The following is a 22,450-nucleotide window of genomic DNA, read 5'->3' on the forward strand; positions in this document are numbered from 1 at the left end:
CCGTTATACGGGGCCCGCTTGAGGAGCCAGACCTTGTTATCGATCCCCGCTGTACGGACTTTCAACTTCATGGCGCTCGCTCTCTGCCTGCTGGTAATTAGCAGCCCGGCACAGGCAAGCGAACAGCCAGTCACCCTGAGCGGCAGCATCGAGTGGCAGATGCATAACGACCAAGGTCACCCCTACCGCATTCTGATCAGCAAACCCGAGGGTGACGTGCCCTACACCGGTGGCTACCCGGTGCTTTATGTACTGGATGCCAATGCCTACTTTGCTTCCTTTCACGAAGCCAAACGGGCGCAGAAACAGTTCCGTCACGCCATCATTGTCGGCATCGCCTATCCCGGCGAAGAACCCCTGAACTTCCTGCGCCGCGCCTATGATCTATCCCCGCCGGTGCCGGAAGAGCGTAACGACCCGCCCCAGGGTGGGCAGGACGAACTGCTGGATTTCCTGCAGCAGCGGGTCATGCCGGCCGTCGCCGAGCGCTTCCCGGTAGATCCCGACCAACAAAGCCTGTTCGGGCATTCCTTTGGCGGCATGTTTGCCATCCATGCGCTCTTTACGCGCTCCGCGCTCTTTGATCATGTGGTCGCTGCCAGCCCCAGCCTGTGGTGGCATGACCGCCACCTGCTGGGCCCGGAGCGTGCCTTCAGCACCGCGATTCAGGCAGGTACCATCGACGTCACCCACAGCAGCCTGGCGCTGATCCTGGGTGAGTACGATTCACCGCAGGAAATACAGGACTCACAAGCGCTACACAGACGCTTGCAGCCGCTGTCTGCCTGGGGCCTGCGCAGCAGCCTGCACATAGAAACCGGAGAAGACCACATGTCGGTCCCCTTCAGGATAGAGTCGCGTGTCCTGCAGGAGGTGCTGACCGCGCGTCGCCGCTGAAGCGCCAGCATCCACCGCAACGCTTTACAAAAATCAGCTCAGGGATGCCGATACACTGCATCGCCTACCCGCAGCATTCCGGGCTGCACCGTATCGGCATAGATTCCCAGATTCTGATCCGCCTCGCTCACCACCGCGCGCAACAGCCTGCTATCGGCGGGTAGCCGCTGCTGCGCGCGAGTGACCGCACCGCAGCGCGGCGCCGCGGCAGTGCCGCGCAGTTCTGCCTCGCCAAGCTGCAATTTGCCGCCCAGCCAGGACTGCTCGACCAGGCCGGCCTGGCTGTCGAGCGTATCTATCACCAGGTTCGGGCGAAAACGCCGCGTGTCCCAGTCGCTCTGCGGGTGGCGCGCGCGCAGGTAATCCAGGCTGGCAGTAGTCAGCAGATGCAGCGGCGATACCAGAAAATAGCTGCCGGGCAGCGAAACGTAATCGACCATCGCCTGCGGCAAATCGGTAAAGTCCGGCAGGGGTTCCCCAACCTCTCGCGCGAATGTGGCCTTGAGCTCTTCCAGCCAGGCGTGCCCCTCGGCCTTGTAGCGCCTGAACGCTGCCAGCTCGGTTTGTGACGACAACGGCTCCAGACGCGACTCATGGCCAAGCAGGCGTGAAATCAAACCGTGTACCTGGGGGTCGTCGCTGCTGACCTGTGCACCATCAGGCAACAGCAATTCCACTGTCTGACCCACCGCAGCGCGTTGGCGCGCGATCACCTGCAACAGGCGCGGTCTGAACTTGCAACTCTGAATCTCGTTGCGGGCGATATCGCGAACAGCCCAGAGCCGATCGCCCTCAAGCCCCTTGCCGGTGAGCGGACAGACTGTCAGCGACTCTCCGGCCATGCCCTTGACCGGGTAACGCCATATTTCACTGACCCGCCCCAGCATTCGCATAGCCCGTTGTCCTGTTCCGATTATCCAAAGCGGTGTTCAACACCCCCTTGGCAAAGCAGACAACGAGCAATAATCAGACCACTGGCGGCCGCCTCCCCTGCCGGCACGCCTGATCCGTCAACTGAGCCAGATCAACGCAACTGGCTATCCTTGCTGCCACGGCGATTGATACCAGACGCCTTTGATTGCTGGTCGGCGGCGCTCTGGCAACTGACGCACAAGCGCACGCCGGGCAGTGCCTGGCGGCGCGCCTCCGGGATGGGTTCATCGCAGGCCTCGCAGAATTGCAGGCTTTCACCGCGCGGCAGTTGGCTGCGCGCGCGCTGTACCGCTTCGTCCACGGTGTCGTCGATCTGCTCCTGTACAGCGCCCTCGCGGGCCCAGCCGGTTGCCATTTTCCACCTCCGCAAGAAACTCAACTGCCCTAAGCATCGCTCGCTTGTGCTGCGGCGTCAAAGCGCTCGCAGCTGAGCCTTGCGGGTTGACGCTGCTTTCGGTCAGTATCTAGGCCCATGACAGCTCTCTCGCCACTCTCCGCCTATCAGCACGCACTGGAACATCAGGGCTTTGTCCCGGATGAGGCCCAGTTGCAGGCTGCGCGGCAGTTGGAAGAATGCTATCAGGCGCTACAGGCGGGCCGCGAAACCCGGGGTGTCTATCTCTGGGGGCCGGTTGGCCGGGGCAAGACCTGGCTGATGGATCGCTTTCATGAAAGCCTGACGGTGCCCAGCAAACGCCTGCACTTTCATCATTTCATGGGCTGGGTTCACAAGCGTCTGTTTCAGATCACCGGCACGGCCGATCCGCTGCGCGCGTTGGCCCGGGAGATGGCGCAGAAAGTGCGAGTGCTCTGTTTCGACGAGTTCTTTGTCAACGACATCGGCGACGCCATTTTACTGGGTGGCCTGATGCGGCAGATGTTCGAGCAGGGCGTAGTGGTGGTCTGCACCTCCAACCTGCCGCCGCAAGACCTCTATGCCGACGGTTTCAACCGTGATCGCTTCGTACCGGCAATCAAGGCCATTGAGGAGCACATGTGGGTTGCTTCGCTGGACGGTGAGCAGGACCATCGCCTGCATCCCGGTCAGGCCTTGCAGCGTTACTGGGTCAGCGAAGCACGCCAGCAGCAATCGCCACTTGAGGCTGTATTCTGCAATTTGTGTGACGGCCGCGCGGCCAGTCAGGAGCCGGTGCTGCTCGGCCATCAGCAAATACCCTGTGTAAAGCGCTGCAGCAAGGTGGCTTGGTTCAGCTTTCACGCCCTGTGCAACAACTCCCTGTCGGCGCTGGATTTCATCGGCTTGTGTGACCGCTTCCCGGCCATCCTGCTGAGCGAAGTGCCCAATCTGAGCAGCCCGCAGCGCGCTGGCATCATTGCCCGCGGCACCGAAGACAGCGCAGAACGAGTGGAGGCCGGGGATCGCGAGCTGCCCAGCCTGTCGGTGCACGATGACAGCGTACGCCGCTTCATTGCTTTAGTTGATGAATGCTATGACCGGCATATCCCGCTATACCTGGAAGCAGCAGTGCCTCTGGAGCAGCTTTACACCCAGGGTTATCTGGCCTTCGCCTTCGAGCGCACCCGCAGCCGCCTGCAGGAAATGCAACTGCAACGCTTTGGCCAGGGCTACGAAACCGCTGCCACAGACGAATCCGCTACGCAAAGCACTTGATACTGTATTTTCATCCAGTACAATGACCAGCACTTGCCCGCTCGGCCGGTGTAGCCGAAACCGCAGCAATCTAAAGAATCGCATTCAAGCCTGAGGTGTGTATGGCCGTTGAAATTGTATATCGCAGCAGCAGAGACCCGGAGCAGTTGTTCATGGATAAAGCCGAAGCAGACCGTCACGACAAGATGCTGGAACTGGCAGAAACCCTGGGCGAAGTGTTGCAACAGGCGGTGCCCGAGCTGGGCGAAAAGTTGGCCGAGGAAGTCAGCATCTACATGGCGCGGCATCGCGATGTATTTGCCAAGGCGTTCAAGAGCAACCCTGAAGCCCTGGCCAGTCTGAGTGAGGAAGGCGCCGAGGCCTGAAGCGCGCGGGACGGGCGGGGGTTATCAATCACCGCCTCCCAGAGCTCCGCTCACTGATACATCCAGAAATTCGGGTGCGCCTCAACGGCTTGAGTCGGTGAACCAGTGCGTTTGATTATGCGCTTGAGTAAGGCCATGGTAATGCTCCCTGTGGGTTGTCTTGGACACGGGGAGCATCATCTGCCAGCGCGATTGATTTATAAAATCGATTAGCACTATCACTGCGATTGGCAAAACACTATAAGGCAATTACTGGTCAGCCGGACTCTCGACCTGCGCGTACACCTCGGCAGCACCGCCCTGCTTCAACAGCAATACCTGGTAAGGCATGAAGTCCTTCCCCATTTCCATTCCCGGGCTGCCTACCGGCATACCCGGTACTGCTAACCCGAGAGCACCGGCCGGTGGCGCAGCAAGAAAAGCCTCTATGTAGCGCGCCGGTACGTGACCTTCAAACACATAGCCATCGGCTGATACGGCGGTGTGGCAGGAACGGTACTGCGGAGCGATACCGTGCTCGGTTTTCAGCGCAGCCATATCGGCAGGATGCTGCGCCTGGGTACTGAAGCCCGCCTGATCTGCGTGTTCAATCCAGCCTTCGCAACAGCCGCACGTCGGGCTCTTGAATACCTGCAACAGATTACCGGTAGCGGGCTCTGCCAACAGCGACTGGTTCTGCGTTGGCTCTGCGCCGCCCAGGGTTTGAGGTTTCTCAGGAACCGGGTCGTTACAGGCCGCCAGCAACGGCAGCGCCCCAAGCGTGAATAGCACCCACCGTGGAAAAATCACCCGCATACGCACCTCCGTTCAATCCTGCCCACATGAGCCGACAGATTAGCATGTCTGCAGGGCGCGACAGGTAGCAACAAGACCGGCCAATTGTTACGGCTGATAACCCGCGACACGTCGACCGACCGCAATCAGACAGCCCAGCGAAACATGAACGCTCATTCAGATACGCTTGACAGTATACAGTTGTGCACTTACTTTCTTACCTCTGCACAGCAGCCTGCAACCAGCGTGAACCGAGCGCATCTGCCTGGCTGCAGCTGAGCCCAAGTAGAAACTTACAACACCAATAAAAATCGAGGCCTCCCATGACAAGCCAACCCGGCTTCAGCCCAACCCCGCGCGGCAGCACCCTGCCGCTGTTGGGACTTTCCGCCCTCCTTCTCACCGGCTGCCTGTCTGGCGGTGGTGGCAGTGACGACGAACCCAGCGTCGCCAGCGGCGTATTCATCGACGCTCCGGTCGCCGGCCTGCACTACGCAACCGGCAGCCGCAGCGGCGAAACCGACAGCGAAGGTACTTTTCAATACCTGCCCGATGAAACCATCACCTTCTCGCTAGCCGGCATTACCCTGGTCGCCGCCGCCGGCGCCAGCCAGATCACGCCGCTGGATATAGTCGAGGGCGCCGCCTCCATCAACGACCCGGCCGTGCTGAATATCTCGCGTTTTCTGCAGTCGCTGGATGCCGATGGCAACCTGGCTAACGGGATTGATATCTCGGCTGAAATTCGCGAGACGATCAGTGACTACTTGGCCTCCAATCCCGGTGTCTCGCTCGATTTCAGTGATACAGCCAGCTTCGAAAGCCAGGCGCAGGCTCTGTTGGCGGCGCTCAATGACGCCGAAGTATTCACCGAAAACGCCGCGGACAGCGACCGGGCGCTCACAGCCAGGCTGGACGCGTTCAATCATCTGCTCGATTCACTGGATAGCCAGGCCGATGCCGGCGTCGATTTCAGCCTGCGACCGGTACTGTTCATCCATGGCGGCGCCGGCTCGGCCTCGCAGTTCGAATCGCAGGCCATGCGCTTTCGTGCCAATGGCTACCCGCGTTCCTATCTGGCGGTGTATGAGTACAACACCAATACCGGGCAAAGTGCGCTGGATCCCACCCAGGCCGCCGAACGCAATATTGCGATCAATAAAATGGTTGATCGGCTGCGGCGAATATCCGGTTCGGACGAGATTGATCTCATGGCCCACTCCATGGGCACAGGCGTGAGCCTGATGTACCTGGGCGAGGAAGCCAACGCCGCCAAGGTAGCGCACTACGCCAGCATCGACGGCGCCGCACTTGAAGCGCAACCGGGCGATGTGCCCACCCTGGCACTCTGGGGGCAGTACGTCGATCGTGAGGTGACCGGTGCGCAGAACGTCTACCCTGCCGAAGACATGCCCCTCGGGCATATTGAAGTGGCCACCTCGGCTGACTCCTTCGCGCGCATATACGCTCACTTCAACGGCAGCCAGCCGGCTACCAAGCTGATCCCCGAAGCCGAAGGCGACAGAGTGTGGCTCGCGGGTCGCGCCAGCCTGTTTCCGCAAAACCTGGGCGCCGAAGGTACCGAACTGCGCATTTTTGAAGTTGACCCAGCCACCGGCATACGTTTGAGCGATACCCCTGAGCACCTGGCCCGCATCGGCAGCGATGGCAACTGGGGCCCCTTCCAGCTGACCAAGGGCGCAAGCTACGAGTTTGGGCTGGTACGCGATGTAGCCGGTGCCGATCACTATTTCTACCGCGAAGGTTATCTACAGGACAGCGTCTTTGTTCGCCTGAATACCTCACTCCCGGGCGCGGGGGTCGGAGCTTATCTACACCGCAGCGCCAACCACACCAATATCATGATCGCGCGCGACCGTGAGTTGTGGGGGGACCAGGGCGAGGAGAACGACAGCCTTACGGTGAGTTACGGAGAAAAAGAAACGCAGATAGTCACCAGTGCCACCGCCCCGCTGCTCAAGCGCACCAGCAGCATTTTTCTGCATGATCGCAACAGCGATGGCCTGAGCACGCTACCCGGCCCCGACCCATTCTTCAACGCGCTGCCCTTTATCTCCGGCCTGGATCTGTTTATCCCCGCCTCTGCCAACGCCAGCCAGCCCATTGTGATCGAGCTGACCCCGCGCGGCGGAACAGGCAAAACCCAGACCATCACCATTCCGAACTGGCCTTCCGACGAGGTGCGGTCAAGCTCGGTGCAGTTTAAAGACTACATTCAATAAAGCACTCAAGCCGCTGAACTGCATGAGCTTAATGACATAAGCTCATGCAGTTTCTACCGCCTGCTCTTTCCCCGTTTCGCCTGCCACCACATTTTTCCATAGCGCATCTGTGCTCCACTGCTAGTCTGACAACAGATAAAAATAACAATGGCTCTGCGCCACCACCTTGGTGCGCTGCCTGCAAGCCTGGAGCTTTGTCATGAAAATGCTGCGCCGTTTTTCCATTTACCAGCGGTTGGTAGCCGTTACCCTGCTGGTATTGCTATTGGTGTTGGGGCTGGTTACCGGCTTTGCCCTGGACTACCGCAAAAGCCTGATGGATGGCCGGGCGATGAAGACACAGCACCTGGTCGAATCAGGCATGGGCGTGATCGAATACTTCTACCAGCAGCAACAGAGCGGAGAGTTAAGCGAGCAGCAGGCGCAGGCTGCTGCCGCCAGTGCGTTGCAAGGACTGCGTTATGGCAACAACGACTATTTCTGGATCCACTCCAACGATCTGACGATGATCATGCACCCCTTCAGCACCAAGCTGGTGGGCAACAGTGTGGCCGACGTGCAGGATCCGAACGGCAAATACCTGTTCCGCGATATGGTTGCCGTGGTCAAAGCCGACTCGGCCGGCTTTGTCGATTACATGTGGCCCAAACCGGGCATTAACGACCCTGTCCCGAAGATCTCCTACGTCGCCGGCTTCGCCCCCTGGGGCTGGATCCTGGGTTCTGGCATCTATCTGGATGACGTTAATCAAGCATTCTGGGCAGACATGGCGCCCAAGCTCACCCTGGCGGCGCTTGGCCTGTTACTGCTGGTGGCCGTGAACCTGATGATTGCCATGAGCATCGCTCGGCCCATTGCTCAGACTGTAGCGGCGATGAATGACATTGCCACCGGAGACGGCGACCTCTCACGCCACCTGGATACCAGCGGCGACGACGAGATCAGCGGCCTGGCACGCGGTTTCAATGCCTTTACCGACAAACTGGCGCAGGTGATCGATGATTTGCGCCAGGTGGTTGCGCGCAACAGGCGGATTGCCGATGAGGTGGGGGCAGCCATCAGCAAGGCTGAAATATCCTACAACCAGCAAAACAGCGAGCTGGATACCATCGCCTCGGCGGTAGAAGAAATGAGCGCCACCTCCGATGAAGTCGCACAGCGCATGTCCGACTCAGCCGAGGCGGCAAGACAGGCCAATGAACAGGCGCTCACGGGTCAGGAGACTGCCACCACAACCTCGCGCAGCATGGAAATGCTGGCTCGGGACATCGGCGAGGCAAGCCAAGCCGTGGCCGATCTCAACGCCCAGTCGCATACCATCGACTCGGTACTTGCGGTAATACGCGCGGTGGCCGAGCAAACCAATCTGCTGGCACTGAATGCCGCTATCGAGGCCGCGCGCGCAGGCGAGCAAGGACGAGGTTTCGCCGTAGTAGCCGATGAAGTGCGCACCCTTGCCAGCCGCACCCAGGCCTCGACAGAAGAAATTCGCAGCCTTATTGATGCACTGCAAAGCGGCACCGCCAAGGCGGTCAGCTCGATGGAGGGCAGTCACGCCCAGTCTGCGGCCATGCAGCATCAGGTCGAAAGCTCACATAGCGCGCTGTTGTCGATTGCCGCCTCGGTGGACACCATTACCGACATGACCAGCCAGGTGGCCGCTGCAGCCGAGCAGCAGTCGCGCACCAGTACCGAGATTTCCTCCAGCCTGAGCCAGCTCAGCACCCTGGGCGGGCGGGTGATGCGCGAATTGCAGGATACCGCCGGCAATGCGCGACAACTCACCGACGCGGCTGCAGAATTGGATCGTTTGATCAGCCAGTTCAAGACCGGCGGTCATCGCTGACAGACAGCAAAACGCCGAGCGATCCTCCGGCCCGGCGTTTTGTGGCGGCTCACCATGCCGCTCAGCTGAGATGCGACCTGGCTACTTCATACCCATGCAGTTGGCGTAGAAGGTCGTGGTAGCGGGCCAGTCAGAGAAAATGCCTATCACCCCCACATCCCGCGCCAGCACATCGATTACCGTCAACATGTCGCCATCGTTGTTGATGGCGTCCGTTACGCTCTGGTAGTACCAGCCGCCACCCTGGGCCAGCGGGCCGGCTCGCTCCATCGACCAGGCAATCAGATCCAGGCCGGCGGCGCGGGCGTTCCGGGCATACTCGGAGGGCACAATGTTGCCATGGCCATCGAGTGTCAGCATCTTCCAGATCGCCGGCGCCAGTATGCGCACACCCTGGGCATGAAGGTCTTCCATGTAGGCCAGTGACGAGGTCTCGGGCGTGATCGGCGACTCATCCAGAAATACCGCCTGATCGGCAAACTCGGGCATCTCGTTGATCCAGAAGGTCACATCCTCCAGTTGGAACGACTGTGGCCAGACATCGCGCGGCTTCAATCCCGCCTCCAGGTAGTCCTCCAGCATCTGCCGCGCATAATCGTGCTGGCTGTAATCGTCCTCGTAGGGCATCTCGACTACCGGGGTTTTCAGCTCCGGGGTGAACTTGACGCCCAGCGATCGGAACAGCTCGATGCTTTCCTTGTGACTCAACAGCGTGCCACGGCTGGCGTAAAGGTCGGTGCGCCAGTCGGCGGTGCCTTTTACGTATTCCTCAGGCGTGGTCGCCAGGGGGTCGTATGCATCCATCTTGCCTTCCAGAGTCTTGAACTCGGCCAGGGTGATGTCGCTGGTGCGGCATTCGGCCTGTGCCGGCGTGCCATTGACTGAATCCGCCGGCACAAAGGGCTGGGTACACTTGGCGTTAAGCTCGGGGATGGTGACGATATTGGTGGTGGTGTGCAGGTCGTTCTGCGCGTGGCGACAGACCAGCTCGCGGTCCTTGGTGAAGGCTACGTCGCATTCAACAATGCCCGCGCCCATGCGCGCCGCTGCGACATAGGACTCCAGGGTGTGCTCGGGAAACTGCAGCGGGGCGCCACGATGGCCAATCGAGAAATCAGTGCGCTTCATGTTGTCGGTGCGGCAGGATTGCAGACGCGTCTTCAGCGGGCCTTCGTCCATATCGTCGACCAGCCATTGTGGCCGTGGCCCGAGCTGCACATCGGCGCGCCTGTTGCGCCGCTGCTTCAGCTCAGCCAGTTTCTCGTGCAAGCGCTCAAGCCCACGCGCTGCGTTGTCGTTGTGATCATGACCGGCAAACCAGCCCTGCGCGCCAACCATGCCGCTGACAGTCATGAGACTGCCGGCCAGAACCAGGGTTAACCCAATGCGAGACGTCATACCAGACTCCTTCTGAAATGAGTGGATGTGCCTGCATAGCTTTGGCGTGACGGATGACAGCCAGGTGAACCGAGGAAAAAAAAAGCCGATCGATGCCACAAAATTGCGCGGCCGGTCGCAAAACGCGCAGGCCATGGCAATCCAGCCATGGCCTGGCATGGAAATGTCATCAACCTCAGTTAAGCACTACCAGGCGATTGGGCAATTCGTTGCGTTCATGCGTGGCTGGCAGGTGCTGCGCCAGCTGCTCCCCGCACGTCTCGATGCAATCAAGAAAACCCTGCAATACCTGACCCTTGCCTACCTGAGCGGTAAACGCAGCGACGATCGACTCCCAGCGGGCGTTGTCGATGCGACTGGAAATACCGCGATCTACCATGATCTCGACGTAACGCTCGGCCTCGGAGACAAAGATAAGCATCCCGGTTTCGCCATCGGTGTGATGCAGATTGAGCTCGATAAACTGGCGCCGCGCCAGATTGGCGGCGCGCCAGTGCCGTACCGACCGTGGAATCAACCGAGTGGTGATGCGCGGTACACGAAACACTAGCGCCAGCACCACGAACGTGGCCCATTGCGCCAGCAGCAGCTCCATCAGATTCAGCCAGCCGCTGAAATACACCACAGCGCCCGGTACTACCAGGGCGAGAAGACTTGCCCATAACAGCGGGATATAGCGATAGTCATCCGCCTGGCGGGCCAATACCGTGACCACCTCGGCATCGGTGTGCTGCTCGATGCGATCAATCGCATCGGCAACCTGTTGTTGTTCACTGCTTGAAAGAAGCGTCATTGTGCATCCTTGATTGAAATCACCATCCGCCGGAGGCCCCGCCGCCGCCAAAGCCGCCGCCACCACCGCCGAAGCCGCCACCGCCAAAACCACCACCGCCGCGCGAGCTCCCGCTCATGCCGCCCAGTACCGCCCCGGCCAGCAAGGCTCGCCCCATGCCGCCACGGCCACCGCCGCCGATAAAGGTGGTCACAATCAGCATCAGCACAAGTAGTATCGCGCCGGCGGGCTTCTTCTTGCCCTCGGCACGCTCGCCACGCTCGGCAACCGCCAGAGGATTGCCGCCCAGCACCTGAATCATGGCGCCCGCGCCCTGCACTATGCCTTGCTCGAACTGGCCCTGGCGAAAGGCTGGAGTGATGATGCTGTTGATGATGGTCGAGGACTGTGCATCGGTCAGCCGCCCTTCCAGGCCATAGCCTACTTCAATGCGTATCTTGCGATCGTCGCGGGCGATGATAAGGAGCGCGCCGTTGTCTTCGTCCTTCTGCCCGATGCCCCAGGCGCGGCCAAGCTCCACGCCGAAGCGCTCGATGCTCTGGCCTTGCAGGCTTGGCACGGTGACCACCACAACCTGCTCGCTGGTCGCTTGCTCATGGGCCGCCAGCATCTGGGTAAGCTGCTGCTCTGCGCCCTGCCCCAGTAACTCGGCCTGATCTACTACCCGGCCGGTCAGCTTGGGCAGAGCCGCTTCATCAGTCTGTGCCACCGCAGCACCTACCCATAGCAACGGAGACAGCAGCAAACTCAACAACAGTGGCAGGAAACACCTCATTCGAAGTTGACCTGTGGCGCCTGCTCGGCGTTCTCGGTGGTGGCACTGAAGTTTTCACGGATCGGCATGTCGCTGTACATCAGGCTGTGCCAGATACGACCGGGGAAGGTACGAATTTCGGTGTTGTAACGCTCGACTGAAGCGATAAAGTCGCGACGCGCCACCGCAATGCGATTCTCGGTGCCTTCGAGCTGCGACTGCAGGGCCAGAAAGTTCTGATTCGACTTGAGGTCCGGGTAGCGTTCGGAAACCGCCATCAAGCGGCTGAGTGCGCCGGTAAGTTGACTCTGCGCCTGCTCGAACTGGCGCATCTTGGCCGGATCATTCAGATCCTCGGCGCTGATATTGATCGAGGTTGCCTTGGCCCGTGCCTCGACCACCGCCGTCAGGGTTTCCTGCTCCTGGCGGGCAAAGCCCTTGACCGTTTCCACCAGATTGGGAATGAGGTCAGCGCGGCGCTGATACTGGTTTTCCACCTGCGACCAGGCCGATTTTACCTGCTCGTCGTAGGTAGGAATGTTGTTGATGCCGCAGCCCGCCAACAGGCTGCTGAACATAAGGAGAATTGCCACTTGCCAGGTGTATCGAAAACGCTGCGTATTCATTGTCTGTCGTCCGTCCGGGTGTTGTTGGCCTTTGACCCGCTATCAGCAACGCGAGTCTCGCATTAGCAGAACACGAATGCCCGCCAGTTAAAACCCCTGCACACCTGCCCGTCGGTAAGCCCGATTAACCGTCCGGGCCTGGCAACAGGTAAACTGGCCGGCCTACTCTCTACCATGACAACACTATGACCTTTGCCGCCCTCGGCCTGATCGATCCTCTGCTGTGTAATCTGCAAGCGCTTGGCTACAGCAGCGCCACGCCCATCCAGACCCAGGCGATCCCTGCCGTGCTCAAGGGCCGTGACCTGCTGGCCAGCGCACAAACCGGGACCGGAAAAACGGCGGGGTTTGCGCTCCCCTTATTGCAAATACTGCTGCAGCAGGGTCCCAAGCTAGCCAGCAACTCGACGCGCGCCCTGGTGCTGGTACCCACGCGTGAGCTGGCCGAGCAGTTGCTGCAGAGTTTTCAGCGCTATGGCAAAAGCCTGCCGCTGCGCAGTTACGCAGTATATGGCGGTGTATCGATCAACCCGCAGATGATGGCGTTGCGCAAGGGCGTGGATGTGCTCATCGCCACCCCCGGTCGCTTGCTTGATCTCTACCGCCAGAATGCCATCAAGTTCGGCCAGTTGCAGATGCTGGTACTCGATGAAGCTGATCGCATGCTCGATCTGGGCTTTGCCGACGAGCTGGACCAGGTGGTGTGCGCACTGCCTAACCGGCGCCAGACGCTGATGTTTTCAGCTACGTTCACCGCGCCCATACGGCAACTGGCCGATGACCTGTTGCGTGATCCGCTGATACTCGACATCAGCCCGCGCAACAGTGCAGCCACCAGCGTCGAGCAATGGCTGGTTCCAGTCGACAAGAAACGCAAAGGGGATCTGCTGCTGCAGCTGCTAAGGCAGCAGCCGGGCGCTCAGGCGTTGGTCTTCGTCAATACGCGCAAGGGCGTCGAGCAACTGGTACAACGGCTGGAGAGCGAAGGTCTGAGCGCCGATGCCATTCACGGCGACCGCCCGCAACCTGCGCGGCTGCGAGCGCTGGCGCGACTCAAGGCCGGCGAGATACAGATACTGGTGGCTACTGATGTTGCCGCGCGTGGACTCGACATCCATCAGTTGCCGCTGGTGGTCAACTTTGACCTGCCAATCAATGCCGAAGACTATATTCACCGCATTGGCCGCAGCGGTCGCGCCGGCAGCAGCGGACAGGCTGTCTCGCTGGTAAGCGCCGATGAAGTAAGGCAGCTGGCTGCGATCGAAACCCTTACTCAACAGCTACTGGAACGTCGCGAGCAGCCAGAGTTCTCGCCGGAGCATCGGGTCCCGGAAACACGCATCGGTGGCCAGCTGGTGAAAAAACCCAAGAAGCCAAAGAAACCGAAACAGGGCGGCAAGAACAAAGTTCATCTTGGCACCTGGTTTGAGGAGAACTGAGCCACGCAAGCAGTTCATGGCGCCTCAGCGTGGCAACGGCCAGGCGTCCAGGTGCGGCCGTGTTGCGCTCGGCTATCGCCCTGTTCCACCCTTTGATCTACTCCGGGCGCCGCGCCGGCTAACGCGCCACCACGACTCTGTAGCGTTTTGTAGCCAGGCCCGCTAGAACCGGGTTTTGACGTGGCTTTGGCGTTACAATGCGCTCCGCGCGAGCACCCGCGTTCCAGCGTGAGCCCGCGTGAGACGAGATGGGCCGCCTGCGTCATCTGCCCTACTCTATTCCTACCCCTACCACAGTCACGCGCCGGCCAGGCTTGCGCGTCGCAAGGAGCAAAACCATGTACAGGACGTTCGCCGCCGTGCTGCTGACGCTTGCCTCGGCTCAAACAGTGGCCCAGGTCGATCCGCTGCAAGCCGACCGTCTGGGTCGAGACCTTACCCCTCTAGGTGCCGAACAGGCCGGCAACAGCGAAGGTAGTATTCCCGCCTGGGCCGGCGGCGTCAGCACGCCCTCAAGCTATCGTCCCGGCATGCATCATCCCGATCCTTACGCGGCAGATAGCGAGGCATTTCGCGTCACCGCGCAGAACATGGAGCAGCACAAGGCACAGCTGCCCGCAGGTTTGAGCGATTTGTTGCAGCGCCACCCAGACTATGCGATGCGCGTCTTCCCGACTCGCCGTAGCGCGTCCGCCCCGCAGCGCATCTATGACGCCACCAAAGCCAACGCCGTCAGGGCCGAGTTGATCGCCAACGGCAATGGCATTCGCGGTGCAGCGGCAGGCATCCCCTTCCCGATTCCGCAGGATGGCATCGAGATCATCTGGAACCACATCCTGCATTACAAGGGTGACCAGAACCACTTCATCAACAATCAGGCCGTGGTGATCAACGGCAACAGCAACCTGATCAAGCGCGACCGTCAGATCTATTACGTCTATGGCCGCGAAGGCATGACTACCGATCAGCTCGACAACACCCTGCTGCTGTACAAATACGTGGTGACCGCACCGGCAAAGCTCGCCAATACCGCCCTGGTAGTACAGGACCCGCTGGATCAGGTACTGACCACCCGCAAGGCCTGGCGCTACAGCCCGGATAACCGCCGCGTGCGCCGCCTGCCCACCCTGGCCTACGATTCGGTGCAACCTGATACCAGCGACCTGGCGACTGCCGATGTGCTGGATACCTATAACGGCGCACCGGACCGTTACGAATGGAGCCTGGTCGGCAAACAGGAAATGCTGGTGCCCTACAATAGCTACGCGGTACACCAGAAAGGTATTCCCTACGAGCAGATAGTGCAGGCGAAAACACTGAACCCCGAACTGCTGCGCTACGAGCTGCACCGCGTCTGGATAGTGAATGCGGTATTACGCACCGGCTATCGCCACCCCTATGCCGCGCGCCGTTTCTACGTAGACGAAGACAGCTGGCAGATCCTGGCGGTCGATCTGCGTGATGCCGACGGCGAACTGATTGGGCTGCAGGAAGCGCATCCAATCAACTATTACGAAGTGCCCATGGTCGGCAGCACGCTGGAAACGCTCTATCACCTCAAGGACGGCAACTACTTTGTAGATGGGTTGGACAATAACGAGCCTATGTACAACTTCAATGCCAATATCAACCCCAGGGATTTCTCGCCCCAGGCGTTGCGCCGCGAGGGGAACTGAAGAAACGCCGGGCAGCCTATTAGCGGCCCGGCGTTTTCCGTTCTGCCTGACAATCAGTTAACGTTAAGTAAACCCGAGGCAGTACGACAGACATTCTCTGCACCCTGGTAGATCTCATCCATGATCGATGAGACCTGCTGCGTGCGCTCACTACCCTGTTCGGCGGTCAGGCTAACCGAATGCACCGTCTCGGTTACCTGGTGCGTGAGTTCGCGGTTCTTCTGCACCACCGATGCGATTTCCGAGGTGGACTTGCTGGTGCGTGCCGCCAGACTGCGCACCTCGTCCGCCACCACCGCAAAGCCGCGCCCCTGCTCTCCCGCGCGGGCGGCTTCAATCGCCGCGTTGAGCGCCAGAAGATTGGTCTGATCGGCGATGGCTGAAATGGTCGCAACAATTTCTTCGATGCTTTTCGATTGGGCGTTCAATTGGCCTATCAGGCGGGTCGCATCCGCAACCTGTGCAGCGATACGCGCCGACGTATCCACCGCTGCCTGCAGCGAGGTCATCCCCTGCTGGGCAATCAGGGCGGTTTCTTCCGAGGTGCTACTGGCTACTTCGGCCGCTTGCCGAATGGCCAGCCCCTGTTCAACCCGCGCGGTGATATCGCTGGCAAACTTGACCACCTTCACCACTTTGCCATGCATATCAAAAATCGGATTGTAGGTGGCTTCCAGCCACACCACCTCGCCGCGACTGTTGATGCGGTCAAATTGGCCGCTTCTGTGCGCACCCGCGCTCAGTTCCGCCCAGAACCTCGGATTCTGCTGCAAAAAGGCGTCGGTGCAGAAGAGGCGGTGATGCTTGCCCACGAGCTGGCTCTGCGAATAGCCCATGACGTTGAGAAAATTGCGGTTGGCCTTGAGTATCTCGCCGCTCGGGGAGAACTCGATCACTGCCAGTGATTTATCGAGGGCCGAAATGACGGCATCCTTTTCCTTCAGTTCGTTGCTGACGGCGGTAACGTCGGAGGCCAGCTTCACTACCGACACCACCTTGCCACTGGCGTCCGTCACCGGGAAGTAGGTCGCTTCAAGCCAGAGCTGCTGACCATCGGCGCGCACCCGCGCAAAGGTATCGGAGAATGCCTTGCCCTGTGCCAGATCGGCCCAGAAGCGCTGATAGGCTGGAGTGCTCGTATCACTAGGCAAGCAGAATTTGCGATGCGGCTGGCCCACTATCTGTTCCATGGAGTACCCCATGAGCTGCAAAAAGCGGGGGTTGGCATCAAGCACCACACCGGCGGGAGTAAACTCGATAAACGCCATGTGCGTCTTCATGGCGTCCAGTTGGGCCTTCTTTTCTGCCAGATCCAATCCCTGTGATCTGTACAACTCCTTCAGCTTCGCATTGAACATAAGTCTCTCCCCGCCATTAGTGGCCGAGAGCCATACTATCGATACGCCACTAGAATGCAATACTTGTACGACGAAATACATATCGTACAAGTTTGAAAGCCTCTCAGACGCTGACCTAGCATCAGAGACCAGAGCCCTGCTGCCTGACTTTTAACCCGGGCGGCATTTTAACGCCGCTGTATTTCCATTTAATCTGCCCCCTCACCTTCAGTTGTGCCCCCCATGGCCGATACTCCTATGAGCGCAGCCAACGGCATGCGCCGCCCAAGTACTTTACGGAGACGGCCATGCGCCTCACATTGAAAACCAAAGTTGTTCTCTTGGCTCTGATACCTACGCTGCTGTTTGCGCTGGTGATCAGCGGCGCGGCGGTGAAAATCCTGCAAGGCCTGGCCGAAGTGGAAGTGGAGCAGACCCGTGAACGGCTGCTGCAGGAAAGCCGCGACGAGCTGCAGAACTACATGCAGATTGCCCTCGGCGCCGTTCAGCCGCTCTACGAGCAATCAGCCGATGGCGACATGACTAGCCGCGCCGAAGCGATACGCATACTGTCGCAAATCAAGTACGGCGAAGACGGCTACTTCTTCGCCCACGACTCCGATGTTGTTCGTCTTTTCCGCGGCACCAGTCCAACGGATGTCGGCAGCAACCTGAGCAACCGCCAGGATCCGAACGGCGTTTACATCAACCGCGAGCTGGTGCGAGTTGCCAAGAACAATACCTACTACGTCAACTATGCATCCCCCCTGCCGGGCAATGAATCGGTGTACGTACCAAAGCTGGCATATAGTTATTACCTGCCGAAATGGGACATGGCAGTAGGTACCGCCATCAACCTGAACAACATTGATACGCAGGTCGCTGCTGTCGAAGCGGCGATTGATCAGCGTATCCGCAACATCGTGACCAGCATTGTGCTGGTGGCCGTGGTCATGTTGATCATCTTTGGTGTGGTAGGCGTCGCCCTGGCCAACACGCTGCTGCGTCCGCTGCAGCGACTCAAGCAGAACCTCGACGATATCGCCGAGGGCGATGGTGACCTCACCCGCCGCCTGCCGGTAGACAGCAATGACGAGTTGGGCGACCTGGCCAACGCCTTCAACCGCTTCGTCGACAAGGTCCATGTTCTGGTGCGCCAAACGGTGGACATGACTGGCCAACTGACGCAACTGGTCGCAGAAGTCAGCGCGCAGGCACAACGCTCGGAGAAGGCCATGTCGCAGCAACGGCATGAGACAGACCAGGTGGCGGCGGCAATCAACGAAATGTCATCGGCCGCGCATGAAGTTGCCCGTAGCGCCCAGGGCGCTTCCGAAGCAGCGCAGCAAACCGACCGTGAAGGCCAGGACGCCAAGCGGGTCGTCGACGGCAGCATCAAGCAGATTCACTCGCTGGTAACCGAGTTGCGCGCCAGCGGTGGTTCATTGGACAAGCTGAATGAAGACGTGCAGTCCATCGTCGGCGTGCTGGGCGTCATTCGCTCGATTGCCGACCAGACCAACCTGCTGGCCCTGAATGCAGCGATCGAAGCAGCTCGGGCCGGTGAAGCAGGACGTGGTTTTGCGGTGGTAGCAGATGAAGTGCGCGCGCTGGCCAGTCGCACCCAGACCAGTACTGAAGAAATTCAAAGCATGACCGACCGGCTGTTGCAGGGCACTGAAGGCGCGGTCAGATCCATGCGCCAGTCCAGCGATACCGGTGAGCTGACCAGCGAGCACGCCAACAAGGCCGGCAGCTCGCTGGACGCCATTGCCGGTTTGATTGGCACCATCAACTCGATGAACGCGCAGATTGCCAGCGCGGCAGAGGAGCAAACCGCCGTCGCCGAGGAGATCAACCGCAGCGTGCACCAGATCGCCATGGCAGTGGAAAGCGTTGCCGAAGAGACCCGACACGGTGCTAATACCGCCCGCAGTCTGTCCGAGTTGGGTGAGCGTCTGGGTGCGCTGGTAAGGCAATTCCGCATCTAGGCATAGCCGGCCACGCTGGCGCAGCAGTGCATCGGCCCCCTTGGCGGGCTCTGGATGCACTGCTGCGCACCGCCAAGGAAGCAGTAGCCCTGAATACATTAGCGGTCCATAGTACTCCCGCGCAGGCGCGGACGATGCCCGGGCGGACGGCCCGCGTAGATAGCGAAAGCACTGGACCGGGCGAAACAGTATAAAAACTCAATTCAAGGGACTGTACATGCGCAGTAAATTTCGTCTAATGCCCCTCACCCTGGTTTGCCTGGGTCTGGTCTCAGCCGCAGGCTGCGCGTTATCCATGCCACAGCGGGCCCTGCCCCCCAGCCAGCTGCAGGTCTGGATAGAGAACGGCAACGACAAGCGCCCGACGCTCACCTTCTATAACGATGACTACGACTGCTTCGGCGTGATCAGCGTTGAGCTGGACGAGCGCAGCAGCAAAGCCTCGGCACAGATCCCACACAAAGCCTATACCACGTTCCAGAGCAAATGGATCAGCCATGCGCCCGCCGAAGTGGGGCTCGATACGGTCGAATGCGAGATCACCGCCACCATCGACAGCCGGGAGCTTAGCGACATCACCCTCAGGACCGAAGGCAACTCGACGCAGTGCGATGTATCGGTAACCGGCACTACCACCTCCGGCGAAACCCGCAGCCTGCCCTATCAAAAGCGCACTCGCGATATTTTACAGTTCTATACCCAGGGGCCTTTCTGTCAGCCAGACCCGCGCTTTCAAGGTTCTTCCACCTACGCACCGCCCAGGGGTTAGCTCCCCTTTCAACAGCTCAGCACTGTCGCTATTCCGGCCGCAGGGTTTGTACATTGCGGCAAGACCGACCACGCAGCGTGACGCGTTTTGCAGAATACCGGCCCCCTGGTTTTTGCCCGCCGCAAAACCGCGTATAAGCACAGCCAATTGTCAGCGACCCTTTCACAATTACTCACGACATTTGGCGCTTATCAGTATGTTGAAAATAGGAATCGGCTCAAAGACGTCCACCGGCGGCGTTGTTATTGAAGGCAACAGCGGACTTGACTTCGACGGTCTGGTCGCCAGCTCTGTCGGCCACAAAGCGACTTGTCCCGCGTGCAAGAAAGGGGTCGGCGAGATCGTCGCTGGGCCCGAGAAGCGTCATGCTGCCGGCAGGACTCGCTGCCAGGGCAGGCGACTATGTGGCCTGTGGCTGTCCGCCAAATTCGAATGTACTGCTTGGCGAGGGTACTGTCAGCATCGGCTCTTAGGGGGGCGGCCTGGCAGCGCCAGCCGCCGCCGAGACCGCCGCAGGCCAGTGACCCGCAAAATCCGTGAGCCGACTGTACTGGAGCTACGGCGAAAGCCATACCGCGTTACACGGTAGCGACCACCAGAATCCGCGCAGCCATGCCTTGGACAGTCCGGCGGTATCGCCAAAGCACATTTTGTACTGGAATTGAAATAGTGAGAACCACCAGCATACTCGGCATTGCAATCGTTTTTCTGCTCGCGCCACCGACCACAGCTGTCGCGACGACCATGGAACAGGCGACAACCGAACAGGCAAGGAGCTCGCTCAAAAACTATGGTTTTGTGCGCTGCCTCGACGCGGCATACCGGGATAGCCAGCCCCTCGATGACGACCTTGCCGCTGCCGGCGCTGCCTATCATTACATGGGTAGCGGTGCGCATTTTATACAGCAAGACGAAGAAATCCTGGACGTGACCCACGACCCCTATCAGTCCACTGCGGAATTCATCGCCAGGGTCTATCCGACTACCCATGCCCAGACTCAATCACAGGAACGCAAAAATCCCATGATTGCATGCCTGAGCATCTACAACTCAATTGAGTACGATGACTTCATTCGTCGCCAGGACGCCTACATTATCAACGTCGAAAATTAACCTCAGAACGGCAATATCAAGGCAAGTTCGGCTTCAGAATCTCATACAACACGGGGCGATTGGCCTTGATCTCATCCACTGTCAGCCCTTCCAGCGAATGCGGATATTTCAGCCAGGCGTCAGTGCTGTGCAGGTAATAGTGCGGTTCCCAATCAACCTCATTGCGGCTCGGCTTGTAATAGGGCACCGCCACGCGGATGTCGTGCGGGGTATTTAGCCGCGCCTTGCTCTTCAGTTCCTGGATGATGGCCTCCACCGAGCGGCCGGTATCGAACACATCGTCGACAATCAGCAGCGAATCTTCGTGGGTCACGTGCTTGACCAAGTAGTTCAGGCCGTGCACCCGCACTTCCCTGCTCTGCTGATCAATGCCGTGGTAGGAGGAGGTGCGGATGGCGATGTTGTCGGTGTGCACACCGTGGTAGTCGAGAAACTCCTGCACCGCGATGCCCATGGGCACGCCACCACGCCACACGGCAATGATGAAGGTTGGACGAAAGCCCGAATTCAGCACTTGCGCACCAAGATGAAAGGCATCTTCCAGCAGGCTTTGTGCACTGAGGTATTGTTTATCAGCCATAAGACCGTTAGCGTTTGTGAATTCGCGACATAGTCCCACCAGACGGAGCCCTCTGGCAAGCCATGACCCAACCCAGCAGCACGCAAAAAACCGCTCGCCCTCGCCGCTTTCTCGACGAAAACCAGCTGATCGAAGATGCCTTTCGTCTCGGCGTGCAGGTATTCGAAAGCGGCTTTCGCCCCAACTTCATTGTGGGTCTGTGGCGCGGCGGCAGCGCCGTCGGCATTTACGTGCAGGAATGCCTGCAAACCCTGGGCGTGAAGACCGACCATATCGCGCTGCGCACCTCCTACCGGGGCATGGACCATTATGACGCCATGATCGCCTCCCCGGAGGCCGAAATCCGCGTGCACGGTACCCATTACCTGCTCGACAACATCAACCAGGACGATCGCCTGCTGATCGTCGATGACGCCTTCGGTACCGGTCACAGCATGCAGGCAGTACTCAACAAACTGCAGCAACAGCTCAAACGCAACATGCCGACTGACACCCGCATAGCAACCTTGTACAAGCGCCTCGGCGCCAGACAGACCGAACTGGAGCCTGACTTCTGCCTGCACACCACCGAGGACTGGCTGGTTTTCCCCTACGAGATGAACGGCCTCAGCCGCGCCGATATAGATGAGCACAAGCCATATCTGAGTCCGATTCTGGACTCGGTCAAATAAACCGACTCTGCAGAGACAGCGATCATGGATGATCCAATAGACCAGTTCGAACGATGGTGGCGCGAGGCGCGAACAGACAGCCCCTTGCGGCAGAAAAACGCAATTTGCCTCTCCACCCTTGATGAGAGGGGATTTCCCGGCGGCCGTTTTGTCGATCTGAAAGCCGTTGACCGCGAGGGTTTTGTGTTCTGTACCCGCCTTGATTCCGCCAAGGGCCAGCATCTTCAATACAACAACAAGGCGTCCATCACCGTCTGGTGGGACCACCTAGGCTACCAGGTGCGCGTGCTGGGCCATGCTGAGCAACTCCGGAATGCTGAAGCAGATCAGTTCTGGGAACACCGAGATCGCTGCGCCCGGCTCACCACCGTCGCCTTTGCGCAAAGCGAAGCGCTGGCCGATGAGGCAGAACTGATCGATCGACTGCAGCAATGTGATACCCAATGGGCCGGACGCCGAATACCCAGGCCAGAATACTGGAGTGGTTATCGGGTAAAGCCGATCAGCGTAGAGTTCCTGACGTTCCGCGAAAGCAGGCTCCATCTGCGTGAACGCTATGAGATACAAGACGATGCCTGGCGCAAGATATTGCTGCAACCTTGAGGAAACCCC

Annotated in this window: 22 protein-coding genes; 13 read left to right on the forward strand and 9 right to left on the reverse strand. The window is 59.6% G+C overall.

Translation table 11 applies throughout. From position 1 onward, the window contains the following. Positions 1 to 33 precede the first annotated feature (33 nt). Positions 34 to 897: an alpha/beta hydrolase gene (locus V7756_RS03530; protein ID WP_335608774.1), complete on the forward strand. Its 864-nt coding sequence runs from the start codon at positions 34 to 36 to the stop codon at positions 895 to 897. Between the two features lie 38 nt (positions 898 to 935). Here V7756_RS03530 and V7756_RS03535 read toward each other — a convergent pair whose 3' ends face one another. Both V7756_RS03535 and V7756_RS03540 read right to left on the reverse strand, forming a co-directional pair. Continuing rightward, positions 936 to 1,790 (reverse strand): MOSC domain-containing protein, encoded by an 855-nt coding sequence (locus V7756_RS03535; RefSeq protein ID WP_335608775.1) that lies wholly within the window; start codon positions 1,788 to 1,790, stop codon positions 936 to 938. 131 nt (positions 1,791 to 1,921) lie between these two features. Continuing rightward, complete coding sequence (locus V7756_RS03540) at positions 1,922 to 2,185, reverse strand: DksA/TraR family C4-type zinc finger protein (protein WP_335608776.1); 264 nt, start codon at positions 2,183 to 2,185, stop codon at positions 1,922 to 1,924. Positions 2,186 to 2,302: 117 nt separating this feature from the next. Between V7756_RS03540 and zapE the strand changes: the two genes are divergently transcribed. Both zapE and V7756_RS03550 read left to right on the forward strand, forming a co-directional pair. After that, the gene (gene zapE, locus V7756_RS03545; RefSeq protein ID WP_335608777.1) at positions 2,303 to 3,463 is read left to right on the forward strand and encodes a cell division protein ZapE; all 1,161 of its coding nucleotides are present in this window, start codon (positions 2,303 to 2,305) and stop codon (positions 3,461 to 3,463) included. 101 nt (positions 3,464 to 3,564) lie between these two features. After that, a complete protein-coding gene (locus tag V7756_RS03550) occupies positions 3,565 to 3,828 on the forward strand; it encodes a YebG family protein (protein WP_335608778.1) in 264 nt (87 codons plus the stop codon). Positions 3,829 to 4,077: 249 nt separating this feature from the next. Here the strand turns inward: V7756_RS03550 and V7756_RS03555 are convergent, their stop codons facing one another. Further along, on the reverse strand, positions 4,078 to 4,623 hold the full coding sequence (locus tag V7756_RS03555) for a DUF411 domain-containing protein (protein WP_335608779.1): 546 nt from the start codon (positions 4,621 to 4,623) through the stop codon (positions 4,078 to 4,080). A gap of 302 nt (positions 4,624 to 4,925) precedes the next feature. Here V7756_RS03555 and V7756_RS03560 point away from each other — a divergent pair, with 302 nt between their 5' ends. Both V7756_RS03560 and V7756_RS03565 read left to right on the forward strand, forming a co-directional pair. Further along, positions 4,926 to 6,845: an alpha/beta fold hydrolase gene (locus V7756_RS03560; RefSeq protein ID WP_335608780.1), complete on the forward strand. Its 1,920-nt coding sequence runs from the start codon at positions 4,926 to 4,928 to the stop codon at positions 6,843 to 6,845. A gap of 199 nt (positions 6,846 to 7,044) precedes the next feature. Beyond that, entirely contained in the window at positions 7,045 to 8,691 is a 1,647-nt protein-coding gene (locus V7756_RS03565; protein ID WP_335608781.1) for a methyl-accepting chemotaxis protein, read from the forward strand. Positions 8,692 to 8,772: 81 nt separating this feature from the next. Here the strand turns inward: V7756_RS03565 and V7756_RS03570 are convergent, their stop codons facing one another. The 4 genes from V7756_RS03570 to V7756_RS03585 form a co-directional block, all read right to left on the reverse strand. Continuing rightward, positions 8,773 to 10,089, reverse strand: a complete 1,317-nt coding sequence (locus V7756_RS03570) for a glycerophosphodiester phosphodiesterase family protein (RefSeq protein ID WP_335608782.1) — start codon at positions 10,087 to 10,089, stop codon at positions 8,773 to 8,775. 175 nt (positions 10,090 to 10,264) lie between these two features. Continuing rightward, positions 10,265 to 10,882: a TPM domain-containing protein gene (locus tag V7756_RS03575; protein WP_335608783.1), complete on the reverse strand. Its 618-nt coding sequence runs from the start codon at positions 10,880 to 10,882 to the stop codon at positions 10,265 to 10,267. Between the two features lie 19 nt (positions 10,883 to 10,901). Beyond that, a complete protein-coding gene (locus V7756_RS03580) occupies positions 10,902 to 11,657 on the reverse strand; it encodes a TPM domain-containing protein (protein ID WP_335608784.1) in 756 nt (251 codons plus the stop codon). Continuing rightward, a complete protein-coding gene (locus tag V7756_RS03585; RefSeq protein WP_335608785.1) occupies positions 11,654 to 12,262 on the reverse strand; it encodes a LemA family protein in 609 nt (202 codons plus the stop codon). The genes V7756_RS03580 and V7756_RS03585 overlap by 4 nt, the downstream gene beginning before the upstream one ends. A gap of 185 nt (positions 12,263 to 12,447) precedes the next feature. Here V7756_RS03585 and V7756_RS03590 point away from each other — a divergent pair, with 185 nt between their 5' ends. Both V7756_RS03590 and V7756_RS03595 read left to right on the forward strand, forming a co-directional pair. Continuing rightward, on the forward strand, positions 12,448 to 13,701 hold the full coding sequence (locus tag V7756_RS03590; protein WP_442908943.1) for a DEAD/DEAH box helicase: 1,254 nt from the start codon (positions 12,448 to 12,450) through the stop codon (positions 13,699 to 13,701). A 338-nt stretch (positions 13,702 to 14,039) separates the two neighbouring features. After that, positions 14,040 to 15,377 carry a DUF1329 domain-containing protein gene (locus V7756_RS03595; protein WP_335608786.1) on the forward strand — a complete coding sequence of 446 codons (1,338 nt, stop codon included), beginning with the start codon at positions 14,040 to 14,042 and terminating at the stop codon, positions 15,375 to 15,377. A 53-nt stretch (positions 15,378 to 15,430) separates the two neighbouring features. Here V7756_RS03595 and V7756_RS03600 read toward each other — a convergent pair whose 3' ends face one another. Then, entirely contained in the window at positions 15,431 to 16,735 is a 1,305-nt protein-coding gene (locus V7756_RS03600) for a methyl-accepting chemotaxis protein (RefSeq protein WP_335608787.1), read from the reverse strand. Between the two features lie 287 nt (positions 16,736 to 17,022). Between V7756_RS03600 and V7756_RS03605 the strand changes: the two genes are divergently transcribed. The 4 genes from V7756_RS03605 (at position 17,023) to V7756_RS03620 (ending at position 20,587) form a co-directional block, all read left to right on the forward strand. Further along, on the forward strand, positions 17,023 to 18,705 hold the full coding sequence (locus V7756_RS03605) for a methyl-accepting chemotaxis protein (protein ID WP_335608788.1): 1,683 nt from the start codon (positions 17,023 to 17,025) through the stop codon (positions 18,703 to 18,705). Positions 18,706 to 18,922: 217 nt separating this feature from the next. Further along, positions 18,923 to 19,474 carry a hypothetical protein gene (locus tag V7756_RS03610; RefSeq protein ID WP_335608789.1) on the forward strand — a complete coding sequence of 184 codons (552 nt, stop codon included), beginning with the start codon at positions 18,923 to 18,925 and terminating at the stop codon, positions 19,472 to 19,474. Between the two features lie 196 nt (positions 19,475 to 19,670). Beyond that, positions 19,671 to 20,063 (forward strand): PAAR domain-containing protein, encoded by a 393-nt coding sequence (locus V7756_RS03615; RefSeq protein ID WP_335608790.1) that lies wholly within the window; start codon positions 19,671 to 19,673, stop codon positions 20,061 to 20,063. An 80-nt stretch (positions 20,064 to 20,143) separates the two neighbouring features. Next, positions 20,144 to 20,587, forward strand: coding sequence for a hypothetical protein (locus V7756_RS03620; RefSeq protein ID WP_335608791.1), 444 nt, complete (start codon positions 20,144 to 20,146; stop codon positions 20,585 to 20,587). A 16-nt stretch (positions 20,588 to 20,603) separates the two neighbouring features. Here the strand turns inward: V7756_RS03620 and V7756_RS03625 are convergent, their stop codons facing one another. Further along, a complete protein-coding gene (locus tag V7756_RS03625) occupies positions 20,604 to 21,167 on the reverse strand; it encodes a phosphoribosyltransferase (protein ID WP_335608792.1) in 564 nt (187 codons plus the stop codon). Between the two features lie 62 nt (positions 21,168 to 21,229). On the opposite strand from V7756_RS03625, the gene V7756_RS03630 reads away from it, so the two are divergent. After that, complete coding sequence (locus tag V7756_RS03630) at positions 21,230 to 21,838, forward strand: phosphoribosyltransferase (RefSeq protein WP_335608793.1); 609 nt, start codon at positions 21,230 to 21,232, stop codon at positions 21,836 to 21,838. A gap of 21 nt (positions 21,839 to 21,859) precedes the next feature. Continuing rightward, positions 21,860 to 22,441: a pyridoxine/pyridoxamine 5'-phosphate oxidase gene (locus V7756_RS03635; RefSeq protein WP_335608949.1), complete on the forward strand. Its 582-nt coding sequence runs from the start codon at positions 21,860 to 21,862 to the stop codon at positions 22,439 to 22,441. Positions 22,442 to 22,450 lie beyond the last annotated feature (9 nt).

The sequence above is a fragment of the Halopseudomonas sp. genome, assembly GCF_036961105.1.
Classification (GTDB): domain Bacteria; phylum Pseudomonadota; class Gammaproteobacteria; order Pseudomonadales; family Pseudomonadaceae; genus Halopseudomonas.